This is a genomic window from Vibrio sp. Sgm 5, assembly GCF_026241575.1.
Lineage (GTDB): Bacteria > Pseudomonadota > Gammaproteobacteria > Enterobacterales > Vibrionaceae > Vibrio > Vibrio jasicida.
In genome coordinates this window covers 12000-31379 of record NZ_JAPHPY010000012.1, presented here as the reverse complement: position 1 = coordinate 31379, position 19380 = coordinate 12000, and the positions used below count along the sequence as shown (strand labels likewise).

17 protein-coding genes are annotated in these 19380 nt (G+C 43.1%); 12 read left to right on the top strand and 5 right to left on the bottom strand.

Features of this window, described 5'->3' with window-relative positions; translation table 11 throughout:
- Positions 1-4: 4 nt before the first annotated feature.
- From OQJ86_RS09005 to purF, 3 genes are all read left to right on the top strand, one after another.
- Positions 5-574 (top strand): SPOR domain-containing protein, encoded by a 570-nt coding sequence (locus OQJ86_RS09005; RefSeq protein ID WP_039974149.1) that lies wholly within the window; start codon positions 5-7, stop codon positions 572-574.
- A gap of 61 nt (positions 575-635) precedes the next feature.
- Positions 636-1127 (top strand): CvpA family protein, encoded by a 492-nt coding sequence (locus tag OQJ86_RS09000; RefSeq protein WP_005432921.1) that lies wholly within the window; start codon positions 636-638, stop codon positions 1125-1127.
- A gap of 36 nt (positions 1128-1163) precedes the next feature.
- Positions 1164-2678: an amidophosphoribosyltransferase gene (gene purF / locus OQJ86_RS08995; protein ID WP_038871321.1), complete on the top strand. Its 1515-nt coding sequence runs from the start codon at positions 1164-1166 to the stop codon at positions 2676-2678.
- A 69-nt stretch (positions 2679-2747) separates the two neighbouring features.
- Here purF and OQJ86_RS08990 read toward each other — a convergent pair whose 3' ends face one another.
- Positions 2748-3623: a LysR family transcriptional regulator gene (locus OQJ86_RS08990; protein ID WP_038871318.1), complete on the bottom strand. Its 876-nt coding sequence runs from the start codon at positions 3621-3623 to the stop codon at positions 2748-2750.
- Between the two features lie 285 nt (positions 3624-3908).
- On the opposite strand from OQJ86_RS08990, the gene OQJ86_RS08985 reads away from it, so the two are divergent.
- The 7 genes from OQJ86_RS08985 (at position 3909) to recR (ending at position 9750) form a co-directional block, all read left to right on the top strand.
- On the top strand, positions 3909-5015 hold the full coding sequence (locus OQJ86_RS08985) for a response regulator (RefSeq protein ID WP_038871316.1): 1107 nt from the start codon (positions 3909-3911) through the stop codon (positions 5013-5015).
- 249 nt (positions 5016-5264) lie between these two features.
- Entirely contained in the window at positions 5265-5396 is a 132-nt protein-coding gene (locus OQJ86_RS08980; protein ID WP_005380608.1) for a hypothetical protein, read from the top strand.
- A 15-nt stretch (positions 5397-5411) separates the two neighbouring features.
- Positions 5412-5816, top strand: coding sequence for a YbaN family protein (locus OQJ86_RS08975; protein WP_038871313.1), 405 nt, complete (start codon positions 5412-5414; stop codon positions 5814-5816).
- Between the two features lie 166 nt (positions 5817-5982).
- A complete protein-coding gene (gene apt / locus OQJ86_RS08970; RefSeq protein WP_038871311.1) occupies positions 5983-6528 on the top strand; it encodes an adenine phosphoribosyltransferase in 546 nt (181 codons plus the stop codon).
- 8 nt (positions 6529-6536) lie between these two features.
- Positions 6537-8708, top strand: coding sequence for a DNA polymerase III subunit gamma/tau (dnaX, locus tag OQJ86_RS08965; protein WP_265987526.1), 2172 nt, complete (start codon positions 6537-6539; stop codon positions 8706-8708).
- 82 nt (positions 8709-8790) lie between these two features.
- Complete coding sequence (locus OQJ86_RS08960; protein WP_005380618.1) at positions 8791-9120, top strand: YbaB/EbfC family nucleoid-associated protein; 330 nt, start codon at positions 8791-8793, stop codon at positions 9118-9120.
- Between the two features lie 30 nt (positions 9121-9150).
- The gene (recR, locus tag OQJ86_RS08955; protein ID WP_038871307.1) at positions 9151-9750 is read left to right on the top strand and encodes a recombination mediator RecR; all 600 of its coding nucleotides are present in this window, start codon (positions 9151-9153) and stop codon (positions 9748-9750) included.
- Here the strand turns inward: recR and OQJ86_RS08950 are convergent.
- The 4 genes from OQJ86_RS08950 to OQJ86_RS08935 all read right to left on the bottom strand — a co-directional run bounded on the left by OQJ86_RS08950 (position 9747) and on the right by OQJ86_RS08935 (position 11615).
- On the bottom strand, positions 9747-10586 hold the full coding sequence (locus OQJ86_RS08950; RefSeq protein ID WP_265987563.1) for an IS3 family transposase: 840 nt from the start codon (positions 10584-10586) through the stop codon (positions 9747-9749). The two genes, recR and OQJ86_RS08950, sit on opposite strands and share 4 nt — an antisense overlap.
- 53 nt (positions 10587-10639) lie before the next feature.
- Positions 10640-10801 carry a hypothetical protein gene (locus OQJ86_RS08945; protein WP_253823287.1) on the bottom strand — a complete coding sequence of 54 codons (162 nt, stop codon included), beginning with the start codon at positions 10799-10801 and terminating at the stop codon, positions 10640-10642.
- 13 nt (positions 10802-10814) lie between these two features.
- A complete protein-coding gene (locus OQJ86_RS08940) occupies positions 10815-11150 on the bottom strand; it encodes a helix-turn-helix domain-containing protein (protein WP_253823288.1) in 336 nt (111 codons plus the stop codon).
- A gap of 99 nt (positions 11151-11249) precedes the next feature.
- Positions 11250-11615 (bottom strand): hypothetical protein, encoded by a 366-nt coding sequence (locus OQJ86_RS08935; protein ID WP_045424437.1) that lies wholly within the window; start codon positions 11613-11615, stop codon positions 11250-11252.
- Positions 11616-11795: 180 nt separating this feature from the next.
- On the opposite strand from OQJ86_RS08935, the gene OQJ86_RS08930 reads away from it, so the two are divergent.
- Both OQJ86_RS08930 and OQJ86_RS08925 read left to right on the top strand, forming a co-directional pair.
- Positions 11796-12107 (top strand): hypothetical protein, encoded by a 312-nt coding sequence (locus tag OQJ86_RS08930; RefSeq protein ID WP_171374609.1) that lies wholly within the window; start codon positions 11796-11798, stop codon positions 12105-12107.
- Positions 12108-12118: 11 nt separating this feature from the next.
- Positions 12119-19369, top strand: a complete 7251-nt coding sequence (locus OQJ86_RS08925; RefSeq protein ID WP_265987522.1) for an RHS repeat domain-containing protein — start codon at positions 12119-12121, stop codon at positions 19367-19369.
- The last annotated feature ends 11 nt before the right edge of the window (positions 19370-19380 follow it).

Below are 19380 nucleotides of genomic sequence, written 5' to 3'. Positions count from 1 at the left end.
TTTGATGGCAAGTAAATTTCAAAGTCGTTTAGTCGGCACCATCATTCTAGTGGCGGTGGGGGTCATCGTACTTCCAGACGTACTGGATGGTAAGAAACTGCACTATAAAGAAGAGTTTGCCAGTATTCCTATCAAACCTGAACTTGATAGCGATGTGGAGAACTTCGAAATACTAGAGCCTGTTGAAGACGACGTTTCATTACCGGAATCTCCAGTAACTGCAACAGTGAATGAATCTCAAGAGCCTCAAGTCGCGGTTTCTCAGCCAGAAGAAGTCAAACAACCTGAACAGGTTGAAGTTGCCGTTCGTCCGGTTGAAGAAAAAAATCAATATGAAGATTCAGCCTGGATCATTCAGTTGATGGCACTAAAAAATCATGAAAATGCGGTTGCACTTGTAGAGGATCTTCAGAAGCGTGGCTACCAAGCTCATGTAAAAAAAGAGACAGCCTTTACTCGAGTGATTGTTGGTCCTGATGTGTCAAAAAGTAAACTTGAACGACAGGTCAAGGAATTACAAAAAATTACAGGCTCAAAAGGTCAATTGCTTAAATTTAAGCCATTAAATCCATAAGAAAACGTTTGCGTCAGCGTTTTTTCTGTTAAAATGCGCGCCAACTTAAGATGAAGAAAACATGAATTGGTTAGATTTTGTCATTTTAGGTGTGATCGGATTTTCAGCTCTGATCAGTTTAGTTCGCGGTTTTGCTAAAGAAGCTTTGTCTTTGGTGATTTGGTTTGGAGCATTTTTTATCTCCAGTAATTACTACGCCAAATTGGCGGTGTATTTCACCAACATCGAAGATGAAATGTTTCGTAACGGAGCCGCAATAGCGGCGTTATTCGTCGCTACCTTAGTGGTTGGTGCAGTGGTGAATTACGTCATTGGTCAACTGGTACAAAAAACAGGGCTATCAGGAACCGACCGAATTCTCGGTGTGGTGTTTGGTGGTTTACGCGGAGTACTGATTGTTTCTGCGGTGCTGTTTTTTATGGATGCGTTTACTGCATTCCCAAGCTCGGATTGGTGGAAAGAGTCACAGTTGGTCCCAGAGTTCAGCCGTATCATCGCCCCATTCTTCGAGCACTTAAAAGCAACATCAAGTTTTCTGTCTGGCACTATCTAGTAGTGCCAGCTACTGTCGCAAATCGAGGATTAGGACATGTGTGGTATTGTTGGAATCGTGGGCACAACGCCTGTAAACCAGTCTATTTATGACGCGTTAACGGTGTTACAGCATCGTGGCCAAGATGCCGCTGGTATTTGTACCATAGAAAGCAATCGTTTTCGTCTGCGTAAGGCGAACGGTTTAGTGAAGGATGTGTTCGAAGCAAGACACATGCAACGCTTACAAGGTGAGGTTGGTATCGGTCATGTTCGTTACCCAACCGCAGGCAGTTCAAGTGCCTCTGAAGCTCAACCTTTCTACGTAAACTCTCCTTTCGGTATTACACTTGCCCACAATGGTAATTTGACTAACGCTCATGAAGTTCGTCAAAAACTGTTTGAAAAAGACCGCCGTCATATCAATACGACTTCAGATTCTGAAGTGCTTCTGAATGTACTCGCTCACGAAATCGATACAGTAAAAGGCAATGTGACAGCTGACGATGTCTTCCGTGCGGTTACGAATGTTCACCGTACAATCCGTGGTGCTTATGCTGTTGCTGCGATGATTATTGGCCACGGTATGATTGCGTTTCGCGACCCACATGGTATCCGCCCTTTATGCTTAGGTAAGCGTGAAGTGAACGGAAGAACAGAATACATGGTGGCGTCAGAGTCAGTGGCGTTAGATGCTGTTGGTTTTGATTTTGTTCGCGATGTCGCTCCTGGTGAAGCGATTTACGCAACGTTTGATGGTGAACTATTTACGAAACAATGTGGCGACAATCCAAAACTGAATCCGTGTATCTTTGAATTCGTTTACTTTGCACGTCCGGACTCTTTCATCGACAAGATTTCTGTTTACAGTGCTCGTGTTGAGATGGGTAAAAAGCTTGGTGAGCGTATTCGTGAAGATTACGCAGAATTGGATATCGACGTGGTTATTCCTATTCCTGAAACGTCTTGCGATATTGCTCTACAAATTGCCCAAGCTATTGATAAACCTTACCGTCAAGGCTTTGTGAAAAACCGTTACGTAGGTCGTACTTTCATTATGCCGGGTCAACAACAGCGTAAGAAATCGGTGCGCCGCAAACTAAACGCGATTCGTTCTGAATTTAAAGGTAAGAATGTCCTGCTTGTGGATGACTCTATTGTTCGCGGTACAACATCAGAGCAGATCATTGAGATGGCTCGTGACTCTGGCGCAAACAAGGTGTTTATGGTCTCGGCGGCACCAGAAGTACGTTTCCCGAATGTCTACGGTATCGATATGCCAAGTGCAACAGAGTTGATTGCTCATGGCCGCGATAACGAAACCATCTGTAAGCAAATTGGTGCTGACGCGCTTATTTACCAACGCTTGGATGATTTGGTTGAAGCAGTTGGTTTAGGCAATCAAGACATCACTCAGTTCGATACATCAGTATTTAACGGTGAATATGTGACGGGTGACATCGACCAACAATACCTCGACTTCCTTGATGGTTTACGTAACGATGATGCAAAGACACAAGCAGAAATTCAGCAAGATCTTGCTAATCTAGAACTGCATAACGAAGGCGCTTAATCTGCCCGAAAATCCAAGACATAAAAAAACCAGAGCTCGCGCTCTGGTTTTTTGTATCTGCTATCGAGTTTAGTGAATGTTGTAAGCGATCACGAAGTCGATAAAAAGACGCACTTTCTCAGGAAGGTGGTCTTTGTGATTGTACAGCATGTAGATGTCGCGCGGGTTAGCGCTCCAATCTGGTAATACACGCAGTAGATCGCCACTTTCAATATACTCTTTGATCATCACGTCAGGCATTAATGTAATCCCCAACCCTTCAGAGCAAGAGCTACGCACGACATTCAGTGCATTGGCTTGAAAACGACCACGTTCTGCATTCACCACAGACTCTCCCTTGCTGTTGATTAGTGTCCACTTGATCAGTGGGTAGCCTTTCAGCAAAGAATGGTTAGAGAGCTCTTCAGCGTGGTTTGGTGCCGGATTTGCGGCGAGATAGTCAGGACTTGCGACGAGAATATCCTTCACTTCACCAATTTTACGAGCGATCAAGCTTGAGTCACGCTGTGGTCCAACGCGGAAAATCACGTCCCACTCAGTAGGATCAAGTTGATCGGCGTTGTTTTCTGTCGTCAGCTCGATGTTGATGTCAGGATACTGCTTCATGAACCCATTAAACATAGGCATCATCATGCGCTTAGTCAGGTTGTACGGTGCAGAAATCTTAATCTTGCCCGATGCGCCACGACAGTCATCCGTAATCTCCTCAGCTGTCGATGTTAGGCGTTGTAGCAGAGGTGAGCATTCATGGTAAAAGCGTTCTCCGGCCTCGGTCAGAGAAAGCTTACGCGCATGACGGTTCAGCAATCGAAGATTGACAGAGTCTTCTAGCGCTTGAATGCGTCGGGTGATGGTTGCCACCGGAATCATGGTTTTTCGCGAAGTTGCGGTATAGCTCCCATTTTCGACAACCAATCGAAACAGGTTTAGATCATCTAATTTCATATTTCCAGACACATTAAACTACCGTTTATGGCTAATTTATAATTAACTTTGTGATCAAAGTTTGCTTTAAGTCAACATGTTGCGTCATTTGAACACAGCAAGGCTCCCTGAGTAAATACTGATAGACCATGGAATATTTGTATAAACGTCAATTTCAGGCTACGGTTTATAACAAGGTGAAAGGGCCTGATGTCTTGCTGCATAACGTTTTGTAAGATGTGAATACAACAAAAATAACGACATATAAATTTGTTTTTTTGACTGAGCTTTGTGAGGTGCAAAGGTATGTTTAAGACTCACAGTCAAACGGCAATGGTCTCGGCGCAGGAAGTGGTCAATCATAAACTCATCATGTTAGTGGACGATGATCCGATATTTCGTAGCGTGACTAATGCCTATTTGGAAAGTCAGGGTTTTAAGGTGGTCGAAGCAGAAAACGGCCTAGAGGCGCTTCAACAACTAAGGGAATGCCAACCTGATTTGGTCTTATGTGATTTATCCATGCCCGTGTTGGACGGGATAGAATTTGTCGAGGAAGTTAGCTTAGAGTATCCGTCTATGCCACTGATTGTTGTGTCTGGAACGGATGAGATGTCTGACGTCGCGAAAGCGCTTCGTTTTGGTATTAAAGATTTCTTACCTAAACCAATAGGAAACTATCAACATCTATCTCAAGCGATCGACAACACGCTTGAGGAATCAGACTGTCACTACTCTGACCATCGAGATTTTTCGAGCCAATGGTTTAGGGTTGATGACGGTGGGGAAATGCCAGACGATCAAGAACTGCACTGGCACCTAGAATATCTACAACAACACCCAAATGCAGCAAGAGACTTGCTACACGCTTTATTGCCAGAAAAAGACGCATCACAAGGCGATTGGAAATGCTCTTATCGTTTATTGCAATCAACCGACGTTATGCCTTTAGTGTTTGATTACCGTTGGCTGATGAACGGGCAATTTGCCTTTTATCTCGTTGATTCAGCGTCATCAGCGCACGATGGTGTGGCAACAACGCTGCTAGTGCGTGCTTTGTTTGATGACTACTTACGTAACTTAAAGAGTTTTAGTGCAGACCTGAAAGACATGGTCGACATTATTGAAAAAGGTATTCAGTGCTCTGATAGTACCGGTGCCGTAAATGCCGTTTTCGGTGTCGCAGATCTTGCTTCGTCTTCTGTCTCTATACTACCAGCGGGTTTGGATAGTCAGTGGTCAGACGGCCATTCAAATCAGCACATAGCCGCTGGTAATCAATTAGGTGACGGCAGTATGAAAAACTTCATCACCCGAGATTTACCAATCAGCACTAACGGGCAGCTTTCAATTGGTTGTCTTGGGACATCCAGCTTTAGCCTCAATATGGTTCGTCTGAATCGATTGATATAACGAGCAGCAGGTAAAAACATAGATACATCAACAAAAGCAGCGTCCATTACGCTGCTTTTTTATTTCTATCTGCTTGGCTTCGAACTAATGATACTTCGCTTTATAACCCTACTTTTTGTTGGTGTTTAGCGTTAATTGTTTAAGGTATAGTCATCGCTTAAAACAATAATGACCCATTTATGCAACGATAACTTAACGATGTAAGGTGGGGGAAGCGAAGTCAACTCAACTCTAGTGAGAAGAAACATCATGGCAGACAAAGATTTTAAAGAGCCTTATAATATTTTTTACTTTTTAGGTTTCATTGCAGTCCTTTTGATCCCAACTTTACCTGCAACGTTAACCTGGCTTCGTGTAATGAATGGTTACGCGGGCTTTTAATTTAGCGTTAGTTTATTGGAGTCCACCATTCGTATTAAGCGTTACCTTTTCAATATAGCTGGTGGACTCTGCATGCTGCTTGGCATTGCCGGCATCGTTCTTCCTCTTCTTCCTACCACACCCTTTATTCTTTTAGCGAGTGCCTGTTTCATGCGAGGCAGCCCTGCATTTCATCGTTGGCTGCATGAACATAAAACGTTTGGACCTTTACTCGAAAACTGGCATAAACACCGAGCAGTCACACGCAAAGTGAAACAACGTGGCGCGGTCTTCATCGTACTCAGTTTTACTTTCTCCATCATTGTCGCTCCAATGGTTTGGGTAAAAATTGCGCTTTTAGTGATGCTAATCGTTTTACTGAGTTGGTTTATGCGTCTCCCTGTGACTGAGTTGGTTGCTGACCGAGAAGAAAATCACTAAGATTGTAGAGAATAGTGTGCCCGCTCTTCGAGTGGGCGTTTGTATTTTCAGCGCTTGTGACTTTTACGAAAGTAAGCACATAGTGATGAAAACCTATTGTTTGTTGCCCTCATATATACTGCGATTAGAACAGAGGGTGATGAGCCAATCTAAGTAAATCGGTATTATGACTACAGAAACAATCTCACTGATCAAATCTAGCATCAAAAGCATCGAAGATTACCCGAAACCAGGCATTCTTTTCCGCGACGTAACCAGCCTTCTTGAGGACGCGAAAGCGTATCAAGCAACAATCAATCTTTTGGTTGAGCGCTACAAAGATATGGGTTTCACGAAAGTTGTGGGTACAGAAGCTCGTGGCTTCTTGTTTGGTGCACCACTAGCACTAGAACTGGGTGTTGGTTTTGTCCCTGTGCGTAAGCCAGGCAAACTGCCTCGTCCTACTGTGGCTCAATCCTACGAGCTTGAATATGGTGTTGATACGCTAGAAATCCATACTGATGCGATCGTAGAAGGCGATAAAGTATTGGTTGTAGATGATCTACTTGCTACGGGCGGTACGATCGAAGCAACAACAAAGCTTATCCGTCAACTAGGCGGTGAAGTAGAGCACGCTGCATTCGTTATCAACCTGCCAGAAATTGGTGGTGATAAGCGCCTAGAAGGTCTAGGTCTGAACGTATACAGCATTTGCGAGTTTGAAGGACACTAATACATTCAATGAGTTATTTAGCTTTAGCGCGAAAATGGCGTCCGAATAAGTTTGACCAAGTCGTAGGGCAAAGCCATGTCCTTACGGCTCTGGAAAACGCGTTGGCGCAAAATCGCTTACACCATGCGTATCTCTTCAGCGGTACGCGAGGCGTTGGTAAAACATCGATTGGCCGACTGTTTGCTAAGGGCCTGAACTGTGAAACAGGTATTACTGCTAACCCTTGTGGTGAGTGTGATACTTGTCGTGAGATTGATGAAGGTCGCTTTGTTGACCTACTAGAGATCGACGCGGCTTCTCGTACTAAAGTTGAAGACACTCGTGAACTATTAGATAACGTTCAATACAAGCCCGCTCGCGGACGTTTTAAAGTGTACCTCATTGATGAGGTACACATGCTTTCGCGTCACTCTTTCAATGCGCTGTTAAAAACGTTGGAAGAGCCGCCAGAGTATGTGAAGTTCTTGTTGGCTACGACGGATCCACAAAAACTGCCGGTAACGATTCTGTCGCGCTGTTTACAGTTCCACCTTAAGCCAATCAGTGTTGATGACATTCATCAGCAACTTGACCATATTCTGGAAAAAGAACAAGTCTCTGCAGAAGCAAGAGCACTTGGCATGATCTCGCATGCTGCAGATGGCAGTATGCGTGATGCACTGAGCTTAACTGACCAAGCTATCGCCCTAGGTAACGGCACGATTCAGACCGATATCGTTAGCCACATGCTTGGTACGATTGATACTGACCAAGCGATTCATTTGCTGGAATCGGTCAGCAGTAAGCAGCCGCAACAGGCGATGGACAAAATCCAACAACTTGCATCAAACGGTGTCGAGTGGGATGGATTGCTACAACAATTGGCATCCCAGCTTCACCGCATCGCGATGTACCAAGCTCTGCCATCGACCTTAGATCAGACTCAACCTGATGCTGAAAAAATCGAATTATTGAGTAAAGCGTTAACACCACAAGATGTTCAGCTTTACTACCAAATTGCTTTAAAAGGCCGTGAAGACCTAACGTTGTCACCGAATGGTCGCGTTGGGATGGAAATGATCGTTTTGCGCATGATGGCATTTCGTCCATCTGCAAGTAACAGCGCCACCGTCATCTCAACCCCATCGCAGACACAAGGCTTGCCTGCGCAAAGTGCAGTGCAAACACAAGCAGTATCGGTGGCAAAACCGCAAGCGCCAGTTCAGCAAGCACCTGTACAGCAAACGCAAAGTCAGCCTAGACCAAGCCAGTTAGCGCCGAATATGGCGTCACAACCGCTGTCTCAGGCAGCACAGCCGCCGACGAATGAAGCACCATCATACCAACCTGAATATCAAGGTGGTTATGATATGGCTCCGCCACAGTATGACATGGCACCACCAATGAGTGAGAATCCTGTGCCTACACAGCAGGTTCCTCAACAAGCTCAACCTATGCCAGAGAATGCGCCAGCGCCTGCTCGAGGTAATTTGAGTGGTCTTCGTCATCAATTGCGCTCGCAACGCCAGGGTCAGCAACAGGCGACGACGCAAAATGGTGGCCCAAAAAAGCCTAACGCGACATCTGCTCAAAAAGAGTCGGTCATTGACCGTCTAGCGCAATTGCATGGCAATTCCGCGCAGGTGTCGCTACCATCCTCTTCTCAAGCGGAACAACCTGTCATTGAGGATGAAGCATATCGTTGGCGTCCAACCAAGCAACCGGTTGAAACAAAAACGAATACGCAACTGACACCTACGCAGCTCAAGAAAGCTCTTGAGCACGAAAAGACGCCAGAAATGGCGCAAAAGCTTGTCGATGAATCATTGGAAAACAGTGAGTGGGCAAAGCTGATCAGCTTAATGAATACCCCCAAGCTGGTGGAGCAACTTGCACTAAACTCGCATTACAGCAAAGAAGGCTCGACAGTTTCGCTACAATTAAGAGACAGTCAGGCACACTTGAATACTGACAGAGCGCAAAGCGAGCTGTTGAACGCGTTAAATGGCGTGTTAGAACAAGAGTGCCATCTTAGTATTGATGTGGGCGAAAACGGTGAGACACCCCTTGAGCTTAGAGACAGGCTGTATCAAGAAAAATTGCAACAAGCTCTGAACAGTTTAGAAAACGATCCGCATGTTCAGTTCATCGAACGTCGTTTCGCTGCAGAGCTCGATAAAGATAGTGTAAGACCTATCTAAATTTTGAACGGAATGGGGTTGAAAACGTTCAGTGAAAACCCCATTAACAGATGCAACACCTAATTAAACCAGAGAGATAAACATGTTTGGTAAAGGCGGTATGGGCAACCTAATGAAGCAAGCCCAGCAAATGCAAGATCGCATGCAAAAGCTTCAAGAAGAAATCGCGAATATGGAAGTAACTGGCGAGTCTGGTGCTGGTCTAGTTAAAGTTACAATCACTGGTAGTCACAGTGTGCGTCGTGTTGATATTGACGAGAGTCTAATGGAAGACGACAAAGAGATGCTAGAAGATCTTATCGCTGCGGCATTCAACGATGCAGCACGTCGTGTTGAAGAAACTCAAAAAGAGAAAATGGCTTCAGTAACTGGCGGTATGCAATTACCACCAGGTATGAAAATGCCATTCTAATCTGCTGAATTCTAACTAAGCGGATTTTTAATGCGTACCAGTCATATGCTGGAACAATTGATGGAGGCCTTACGTTGTCTACCTGGGGTTGGCCCCAAGTCGGCGCAGCGTATGGCCTTTCATTTGTTACAGCGTGATAGAAAAGGCGGTCTGCAACTGGCAGATGCGCTGAGTCAGTCAATGACAGAAATTGGTCATTGCACCGAGTGCCGTACCTTCACTGAAGAAGACGTTTGCCATATTTGTACGAACCCAAAGCGCCAAGAAAATGGCCAAATTTGTGTAGTAGAAAGTCCAGCAGACATCGCGGCAGTAGAAGCGACAGGTCAATACTCGGGTCGATACTTTGTACTAATGGGGCACTTATCACCACTGGACGGAATTGGTCCAAGTGATATTGGTCTTGATGTACTGGATTACCGTCTGCGTCGCGGTGATGTTTCTGAAGTGATTCTTGCAACCAATCCAACGGTTGAAGGGGAAGCAACAGCGCATTACATCGCGGAGCTGTGTAAAGAACACCAAGTGGATGCAAGCCGTATCGCGCACGGTGTACCAGTGGGGGGCGAGCTTGAGCTCGTGGACGGGACAACCTTGTCTCACTCTCTTCTAGGTCGACACAAGATTTAATAAAAAAGCCGCTGAATTTGAAGTGACCCCGTAAAGCTGGACATTTCTGTTAAGCGGCTTTCAAGGCCTGAGTTCGATACTCTATCGGAGTAAGGCCTTTTTAGCTTCACCTTTATACGTTTTGTATTGTAGTACTCGATGTATTCTTTAATTTGCTCTATCAGAGAATCTGCATCTTCAAAGCTCTGGTTGTGATACATCTCTGTTTTAAGTAAAGCAAAAAAGTTTTCTGCAACAGCATTATCCAAGCAGTTACCTCTTCTCGACATACTTTGTATTAACCCACTCTCTTCGATTTTTTGCTGATATTGTCGATGCCGATATTGCCAACCTTGATCGCTATGTATAATTGGTTTTGAGTTCGGTCTAAGCTTTGATATCGCTTCCGTCAACATATCAATGACAAGCGGCAAACAGGCATTTTTAGCTACTCTATAAGCAACCACCTCTTGAGTAAACAAGTCGACAACCGGAGACAAGTACACTTTCTGCTCTTTGACTTTGAACTCCGTAACGTCAGTTACCCACTTTTCATCTGGCTGGGACGCACTAAAATCTCTTTCAAGTATGTTGGGAGCTGTTCTTCCAGACTCACCTCGATATGAACGGTACTTTTTAATCCTGACCGTTGATTTAAGGTTTAGCTGAGCCATAAGCCTTTGAACCGTCTTGTGATTCAACATGAAGCCTCGCTTTTTTAGTTCCAAGTGAATACGGCGGTAGCCGTATCGCCCCTTATGCTCATGATAAATTGACTTTATCATGAGCAGTTCACTTTCGTAACTATCAGTACGCTTGCTCGCTTGAGCCTGATAATAAAAGACACTTTTCGCCAGTTGCAGAGTTTGCAGCAGGTGCTTCAGTGGGGACTTACCTTAAAGAGTTAGAGCTATGACCGCTTTTTCTTTGTTCGACGGTTCTTTTCTTGCTCCAACTCTTCCAACTTTTTTAGAACTGCATTCTCAGTTCGTAAGTAGACCAACTCCTCTCTTAGCTCCTCAAGTGTCATTTCATTATCTGGTTTAGTGGTACGTTGAGGCTGCTGTTTCATTGAAGGTCTTCCTTTACTGGCGAATTTTGAGCCCTTTGATACCGAGCTCGTTAAATCTTTTGAGCCAGACAGAAAGTATCCCTGGGGGCGAGAGGTTAAATACTGCGCTAGTGTGCGAGAGAGACCAGTCATTCGTCCACATTAAATTTAATGCTTTTAGTTTTGTTTGAGCCGAAACAGCATGTTTAGTTAGTAAAAATGAAGCTGCACCATGGATAGCAAAAACTTGGGCCCAATACCGAATCTGTCTCGAAGAAACTGAATATTGCTTTTCTAAATAACTAGATGGCGTACCATTTAAGCATTGTTTAGCAATGACACATTTTAGCTCGTGGCTATATTTGGACATAAAAAGACCCCCAATAATTGGTGTCCAACTATTGGGGGTCAGTTCAATTCAGCGGCTTTTTTGTACTATTAGAGTTTACGTAGCTTATTGATATGCAGCTTATTCTGATAGGATTTCTACACCTCGAAACTCTAAGCCTAGCCCTTCTCTACAGGTGTCTTTTACCAAAAGCATTATTTTTTTATTTTGAGCTTGTGCTGCGACAGCCAAGGAAGTTAGGTTTGTTGCAAGCACTGTACCTGAAGATTTCCAAGCAAATTTTTTCATGCTATTTGTTACTTCACATGCTGTTTCAGGAGTTTCTTTTACATGGATAGTCAAAAAGTAGCTCGAGCCATCATAAAAGTAAGCAGCCTTATCTATTGTAAATGGACCGTACCAATTTTGATTTGTAGGAGTATAACTTTCAGATAGGCAGTTGAAAGAAAGTAATATACCAAATAAGCCGATAAGTAATTTTTTCATTTTTCTATTCTAGTAAATTTTGAGTTTAGCTATCATATTTATTTTTTATATAAAATAAACCATTCTAATGAATATCCTATAATTTTTGAGATTGAATTCATAATTTTGATTTATTTTCCTTCATCCTGCTGCTGCTTTTATTATATTTGCCATTTTTATGAAAAGAGTGGTTGTATGTAAATGTTACGCACTTCACAAAAATGGTGGTTCATTCTTTCTGCACTATTACTAGTACTTTCTCTTATGAGTTTACGTTTCTTAAACAAATCTGAAGAAAATGAGACTCAAATCGATAGCTCTTCTCTGCTTACAACTAAAACTTCTTCACAATTGAAAAGCTATAAGCCATTTACAGAGAGTAGTGAGATAAAAAATCTTAGATCTGAAGTTTTAGGAAACCATGTTTCAAATAGTTCCGAAAATGCTCAAGAAAAAAACATAAATAAAAGAATTGCTAATTTAGAAAATCAAATAAAAGAATTATCTAATTAAAAGGTATGGAAATGAAAAATTGGTTAGGTGTAATATTTGCGGGTTTGTCTATGCCTGCCATATCACAAACTATAGGTACCTTGCCCGGAGAGTTATCGATAGATAAAGGCGTCGCGTACTATCAAATACCGCTTACCTTCCCAAGTGGTAAAGGAGGAATTACTCCGACTCTGGCGATAAGTTATTCAAGCTCTGGACCAGTAAGCTCGTCTCTTGGTGCTGGGTTTTTACTTAATGGTTTGTCTTCGATAAAAAGATGCGGTGACCATCAAGCGATCGAAAGCGAGACAAGTTCAGTAACTTATAGTTTAACTGACAATTTTTGTTTGAATGGGACACGCTTAATCGGCACAGAGGGCGTAATTGGCAAGGATGCCTCTGAATATCGTTTGCATGTAGATAGTCAGTCAAAAATCATCTTGAACGGCGATTCAAGTACTTTGACAAGCTACTTCGTCAAGTATGACAAGAACGGTGCAGTTGAAGAGTATCGTTATAACAGCCTTTCTAAGAGTTGGTTATTAAGTTCATATAAAATCAATCCAAATTCAGAGAGTATCGCCTACAGCTATGATGATTTAGGTCAAATATCATCGATATCTTACGATTCTTTTAATATTGCCTTTAATTATAGCGCTACCAATAAGGTTGTTCCCACAAAACATTTTAAGATGGATGGGATAGTTCAGACATCTGAGTCAAACTTAGTTAGGATTGATATTAATGTAAATAATAAAATAAAAAATTATTATCAACTGAGCTACAAAGAGATAACGGAAGATATCGGTATTTCATTTATTGATAATATTAAATATTGTGATGCGGCGGATAGTTGTTTGCCTGCCACCAAATTTTATTGGAAGACGACTAAAAGTCCGGTGCAAGGTCAGATATTCTTTGGTGAGAACATCGCCAATATTGATTTTGCTCATTGGGGGAAAAGCACGACCCCTAGTGATTGGGGTAATTCCAATCGTAGTTGGTGGGTTGATATTGATGGAAATAGCATCGGAGATTTTTGTAAGACGGATAGTCATGGCTTGACTTGTCATATGGATGTTTCTCAATCAAATATGACCCGTACCTACAACATCAGTAAGTGGGGAGACGAACATAGTCACTGGTGGTTAGATATTAACGCTGATAGCAAAACTGAGTTTTGTCATATTGATAATAGCAAATTACTTTGTGACGCTTTTCTTTCAAATAATACAACGGCACAGCACTCTTGGAATGTTTCGAACTCAGGGATAAAGGACTTCCGTTGGTGGAAGGATATGAATGGTAATGGCGTGCCAGAGTATTGTCGTCGTATCGGCGATGAGCTTTTGTGTAGCGAACCAAAAGAAGGCGGTGTGTGGACTGATTCAGTGCACGTTCGTGGTATCGAGTGGGGGAAGGCCAAAGACACTTATTGGACCGATATAAATGGTGATGGTGGTAGCGAACTCTGTTTTGTGAAAGGTAAAACGATCAAATGTACTTCCTTCTCGGGTAAAGACTTACTTCAAAAGAACATCGGTTATCCAATCAGCTCTATCGGTGAGCCTGACTCTCGTTGGTGGGTTGATGTGAATGGAGATGGCGCCAGTGATTTCTGTCGCATGACGGACAATGACGCAGGTCAAGCTGTAAATTTGACATGCTCCCTTGGGTCAATCGGAACATTTGACAAATTTGAAGATGATATTGTGCTTTTGAAGAACCAGCACTGGATGGGAGAGTTAGGTAGTTCTGACAAACGGTGGTGGCTTGACTTAGATCAGGACGGTGTTACCGACTTTTGTCGTGGTGTGGGTAACAAAGTAAAGTGCATCAACATTTACAAACATCAGTATGAATTTGATGTTGATAATTGGGGGAGTGGCTTTAACTCGTTCATGGATTTGAACCAAGACGGTAGATTTGAACTCTGTAAAAAGAAATCTAACCGACTAGAGTGTCATACTGCAACTCAAAGCAACCATGCTCCATTATTGCTCGAAAAAGTAACCAACGGTTTGGGGCACACTTCTTCAGTATGGTTTGGGCCATACGGTAATCATACGCCTACTATCTCGTTTGAGTCTGATGATTCTGGTCTTTTTAATTTACCAGGCTCTTTCCCTGTTGCTTATCGCCTTGAAACCGATAACGGGTATGGAAAAAACAATTACCTATTTCAGTATGGCCCAGCAAAGCGCTCGAAGGATGGTTTAGCGCGAAACGGTTTTGAATGGATTCGTCAAAGAAGCTTTGTCAATGGCAAAAATACCTCCAACCAAGAGTTTCAGTTTAATACACAGTTTCCTTACTCTGGCACATTGAAAAAGCAAACGGACTATGTTGCTAATGGGCAAATGTGGGCAAATGATTGTGGTGATTGTACTGCTGATGATTTTTGGAACTTTAGAGAGCTTAATAAAAGGTCTGAAGCTGAATTCGAATTCAAGACTCTACAAACGGAAGTGAGGTCAACGCAAACCGTAAGGAATCTTCAACAACTCTCTTCTTCGGCGCAAAAATATTTGACTGGCTATAAGCTTGTTGAGCACAAGGGGAAAAAATACGCAGCAGATGCGGATAAATTTGTTCCTGTTGGAGGCTCTCCAATGATGCCAATTATGATCCCTTCCACACAGTTTTCTTTGGTTGAAGAACAAACAACGGCGCTAGAAAATCAAATACCGGTTTGGTCTATGACACCGGTCTCAGATGACTTAAATCTCGAATTATCAGAATTGTCTGGTCAAGCGACATTTGTGAAGGCGATTACCGTACAGGAATATGATGAGATCATCGAATGGGTTGAGGCACCAATAATGGGCAGTACGTTCGCGTACTACACCTCGAAACGAAAGAATTCACAATACTCTGAGAGTGGTGAGTTATTGAGTACAGTTATCGTCGAGCAGAGTGATGTCGATGCATTTCTCAATGTAGGTAATATAACAACGACGACGACAGGGCTAAACCCTATTACTGGAGAAAGTGATACGTTCGTAGAAATTACTGAAAACAAGTATGTCAACAAAACAGGTGCTTGGTTAATTGGACTTCTTGACTCGACTAAAACAACTTACATCCATAGTGACGGTAGTAGTATCTCTCAAGAGGCGACGTTTAAATATGACAATGAAACCGGCCTATTACTCGAGCATACGATATTACCGAATACACCTTATTCATTGATTACCGCCAAAGAACGAGATGACTATGGCATCGTTACTAAAGAGAGTATTACGGCGACCAATGGAGGTCAGTTAGAAACTCGCTCGACTTCATTTAAGCATTCTTACCTTGGAGACACGGTTACCACTGAAGTAACCAATCAAGCTGGACATGTCTCTTCTCAGACGGTTGACTTATTGTCAGGCGTGGTCGTGAAAGTTGATGAAAATGGCCTGTCGACCTCGACAACACTGGATGGTTTTGGCCGAGAAACTGAGATAGCTGTAACGAACACTTCTGTACAATCTGAGATAAGTCGCTTACCTGCAGCAGACAGCCGTTGCTTATTCGATGTTAGTAAGGCGAGTTACTGTATCATCAACCAATCAAAAAACTCTGGTAAAAAGATTAGTTTCTTCGATTTCTTAGAGCGAGAAGTGAGAAGAGCTTCTTTATCGGTAAATGGCAGGTGGGTTTTTGTTGACTCAGAGTACGATGCATTTGGTAATTTAGTCTCTGCTTCAAAGCCTTATTATCAAGGTGATATCCCTCAGTTTATTGTCACTCAGTATGACAACTCGGGCAGGGTCATTTCGATAAAAGAACCTGGACCAGCAGGTAAAGAAGACAGCTGGATCTCTTATTCTTACAATCCATTTACAGTCACTAAAACAGACGCTAAAGGCCACACTTCTAAAACCTATACGAATGTATTGGGCTGGGAGATAGAGAAACAGGAGCCTAATGGTGGCAAAGTTACCTACGACTTCTACGCCAACGGTATGTTGAAATCTGCTATTGCATCTGAAGGAGAAACAGTTCGTACGGAGTATAATATTCAGGGTAATAAGTCTTTAGTTGATGATCCTGATTTAGGGGTGTGGAGCTATCGATACGATGGTTTTGGTCAACTCGTTCAACAAACGGATTCAAAAGGCCAAAGCACCTACTTTACCTACGACAAACTAGGCCGAAAAATCTCTGAGACTGTTGAGTCAAAAGTTAATCACGGTGAGAAAGAAGTAACACAGTCAACAACTAAATCATGGATTTATGACCGAGCGGATGGACGAGTTTGGTTCGGAGGCCTTTTAAAAGCGACAGTTGAAGGAGAACTTGTTAAAAATTTCTTCTACAACGATTTAGGCTTATTGGAGCGTGAAGAAACGATCACTTCGGAACATACTTTTGCCCGAGACCTAGAGTATGACGCCAACGGACAGTTAATTCGAGAGCATCGACCTAACAACTTCACTCTAAACTACACGCGAGATCCGTTAACGGGCATCAATACGGAGGTTTGGGGAGATATATCGCAAGCTCAAGTTAATTACACGGCTGATGAGTATCGTAACGTAATTGAACCTCTCATTAATGAGGCTCTAAACAAAGCGAATGACTACTTAGTAAAAATTAAAGATCTTCAAGAGCAGCAATTCTTCTACAAACGACGCAAAGATGAGTATCAGGCGCTCAAAGATCAGCTTATCTCTTTCGATGGTGAGGCTGAGACTGAGGTGTTTGCTCGTCAGATGATGGCAGAGCTGCACACAAGACCATTGCAGGTGTTTATCAACGAGTTTGGTGAACGCTACTTCAAAGTATCACCGAGAACAGTCATTGTTTCCGGAAGTGGATTAATCCCTGTTGTACAGCAGCCTAATTTTCATCTTAAAGTGGAAGGTAACCTATTGAGGGAGGTGAGCCTTGAGGAATGGGCTGCTGCTGAAGCTGGGTTAGTTAATCAACATCAAATTGCTTACTACGGTAATTATTCTGATGATGGGAGCATAAGTTTAGCGACCTTTGATCTGGAACGGGATGACCCCTTATATGATCAAAGAATGCGTCAAATGTTTAATGAGCTTAATTTGCTTTCTGAAGAGGTTGATAGACTTGAATATGTTCAAGATGCAACAGAGGAACGCGTAAATAGCTACCTGCTTGCGGCAGAGCAACTGGTTAAGCTTGTTAAGCAAGTAAAACTTGTCTCACAAAAATACCAAAGTTTGGCTCAGCAATCTGAGGATGAGTCAGATGCATTGAGCTCGCTCAAAGATGACAACCCTGATGCTGGACGTATTTCATACTGGAAGCTCAATGATATGGACGCTGAAGGTCGAATAACGTCAGAGGTTTTGGGGAATGGCTTGGTGAATAGCTTCGATTATCACGAGAGCAATGGCCAGTTACTCAATATTTATACAAGACAGGGTTCCAAACTGATACGTGGCGTTCACTACACCTACGACAGAATGGATAACGTTCAAAGTCGCCGTGACCTTGTAAATGATATTCAAGAAAACTTCTATTACGACGATCAAGATCGATTAACGGATTATCATTTATTTGGTGTCGGCGGAGCGCATGCTGAGAACCCGTTATTCAATAAGAAATATTCGATGTCTTATGCATCGAATGGCAACATCAAATACAAGTCTGACGTCGGTCACTATATTTACGCAGACCCTCTACACAAGCATGCTGTCACCCAAGCTGGGGATAACGCTTATCGCTATGATGCGAATGGAAATATGCTGTCTGGCGGCGGGAGAAAAATTGAATGGACTGGCTTTAACAAGCCTTCTCGAATTCAACAAGATAAAGGCTGGGTTGATTTTAAATATGATGAGTCGAATCAGCGGATCAGCAAGCGCAGTAGCGATGGGAGCACAACGTGGTATCTCGGTAAGTCTTATGAGTTAAAAGAACTAGCATCTGGAGGTATGCTTCAAACTCAATACATTTACGCTGCTAATAGTCTAGTCGCTGTAAATGTCAACTCGTTGAAGACTGATGGACAGGGCAATTACGCATCCGTAGATCGTCAAATTCGCTACAGCCACACAGACGCGCTTAAATCAGTAGATATGGTGACTGATATGTGGGGCAACATTGTCGACCGTAAGCTCTATGACCCTTGGGGCAAAGAAAGAGCCTTTACGTGGAAGAATGACAATGTGTTGCTACCACAACCCGTATTGCTGAACCGTGCATTTACTGGGCATGAGACGCTGAATGAGGTTGACCTAATTCACATGAATGGCCGTTTGTATGATTCAACGTTAGCTCGTTTTATCAGTGCAGATGTTTACATACAGGCACCTGATAACAGCCAATCATTCAACCGGTACAGTTATGTGCTCAATAACCCTCTTAAATACAACGACCCTTCTGGTCATTTCTTTAAGAGAATTAAAAAAGAACTCAAACGTCAATGGAATGACGTACGAGAGTTCACATCTCGTTACTCAAGAGAAATCGTAGGTATCGTTGTTGGGATCGTAGTCACTGTAGCCAGTGGTGGTACGTACAGTGTGCTGCTAGCAGATGCTGGCGCAAGTTTCTTCTCTGCAGGGTCTCTTACTAATGCCATTGCTTCCGGTGCACTTGGTGGTGCAACTGGTGGGGCTGTTACTGGTGGGATCATTAGTGAAAGTTGGGCTGGAGTTGGTAAAGGTGCGGCTATTGGTGCAATCACTGGTGCGATAGGTGGTTACAACGGCTTCAAATCAACAAAAAGCTTTGCCGATGCTGCTACAAAAGTCAGCGTTGCTGCCGCTGGCGGCTGTGCTACAGGTGAAATAGCGGGTGGTTCATGTGAAAAAGGTGCGAAATTTGCCGCATTATCACAAGTGGTCGTGCTTAGCTTTGAGTACATGAAAAATGTTACGGACCGCTATAAGCTCCGGTCTTGTGAAGTTGTTAACTCAAGTTCAGTCTGTAAGTATAATGTTGATGGTGAATTACTGACTGATGGTACTCGTGGTAGTAAGCCTATGTGGAGTGAGAAGCCTACTCCGACTTTATTTACAGAGGGAGGTATGGCACCGGAGGCTTCTGGCGCTCACCTGTATAATGAGAATGGACTCATAGGACGCTTCATTAACAAAGTATCTAAGGTTCATGACTATTTTAATTCAGATGTATCTAGGTTATTTGGTTTTCATGGATATGATCAGGTAACGGGACTCTGGTTAGAAGGGGGGACAATGTACAACCATTTGTTCCAAGCCTATAGTTTCTCAGGGATGCTGCCTGCCGCTATATTTACGGGAGGCGCACTAGTCGCACCATATCCTATCTATCCTTATTCACAATTAGGAGATTAGGAAAAGACAAA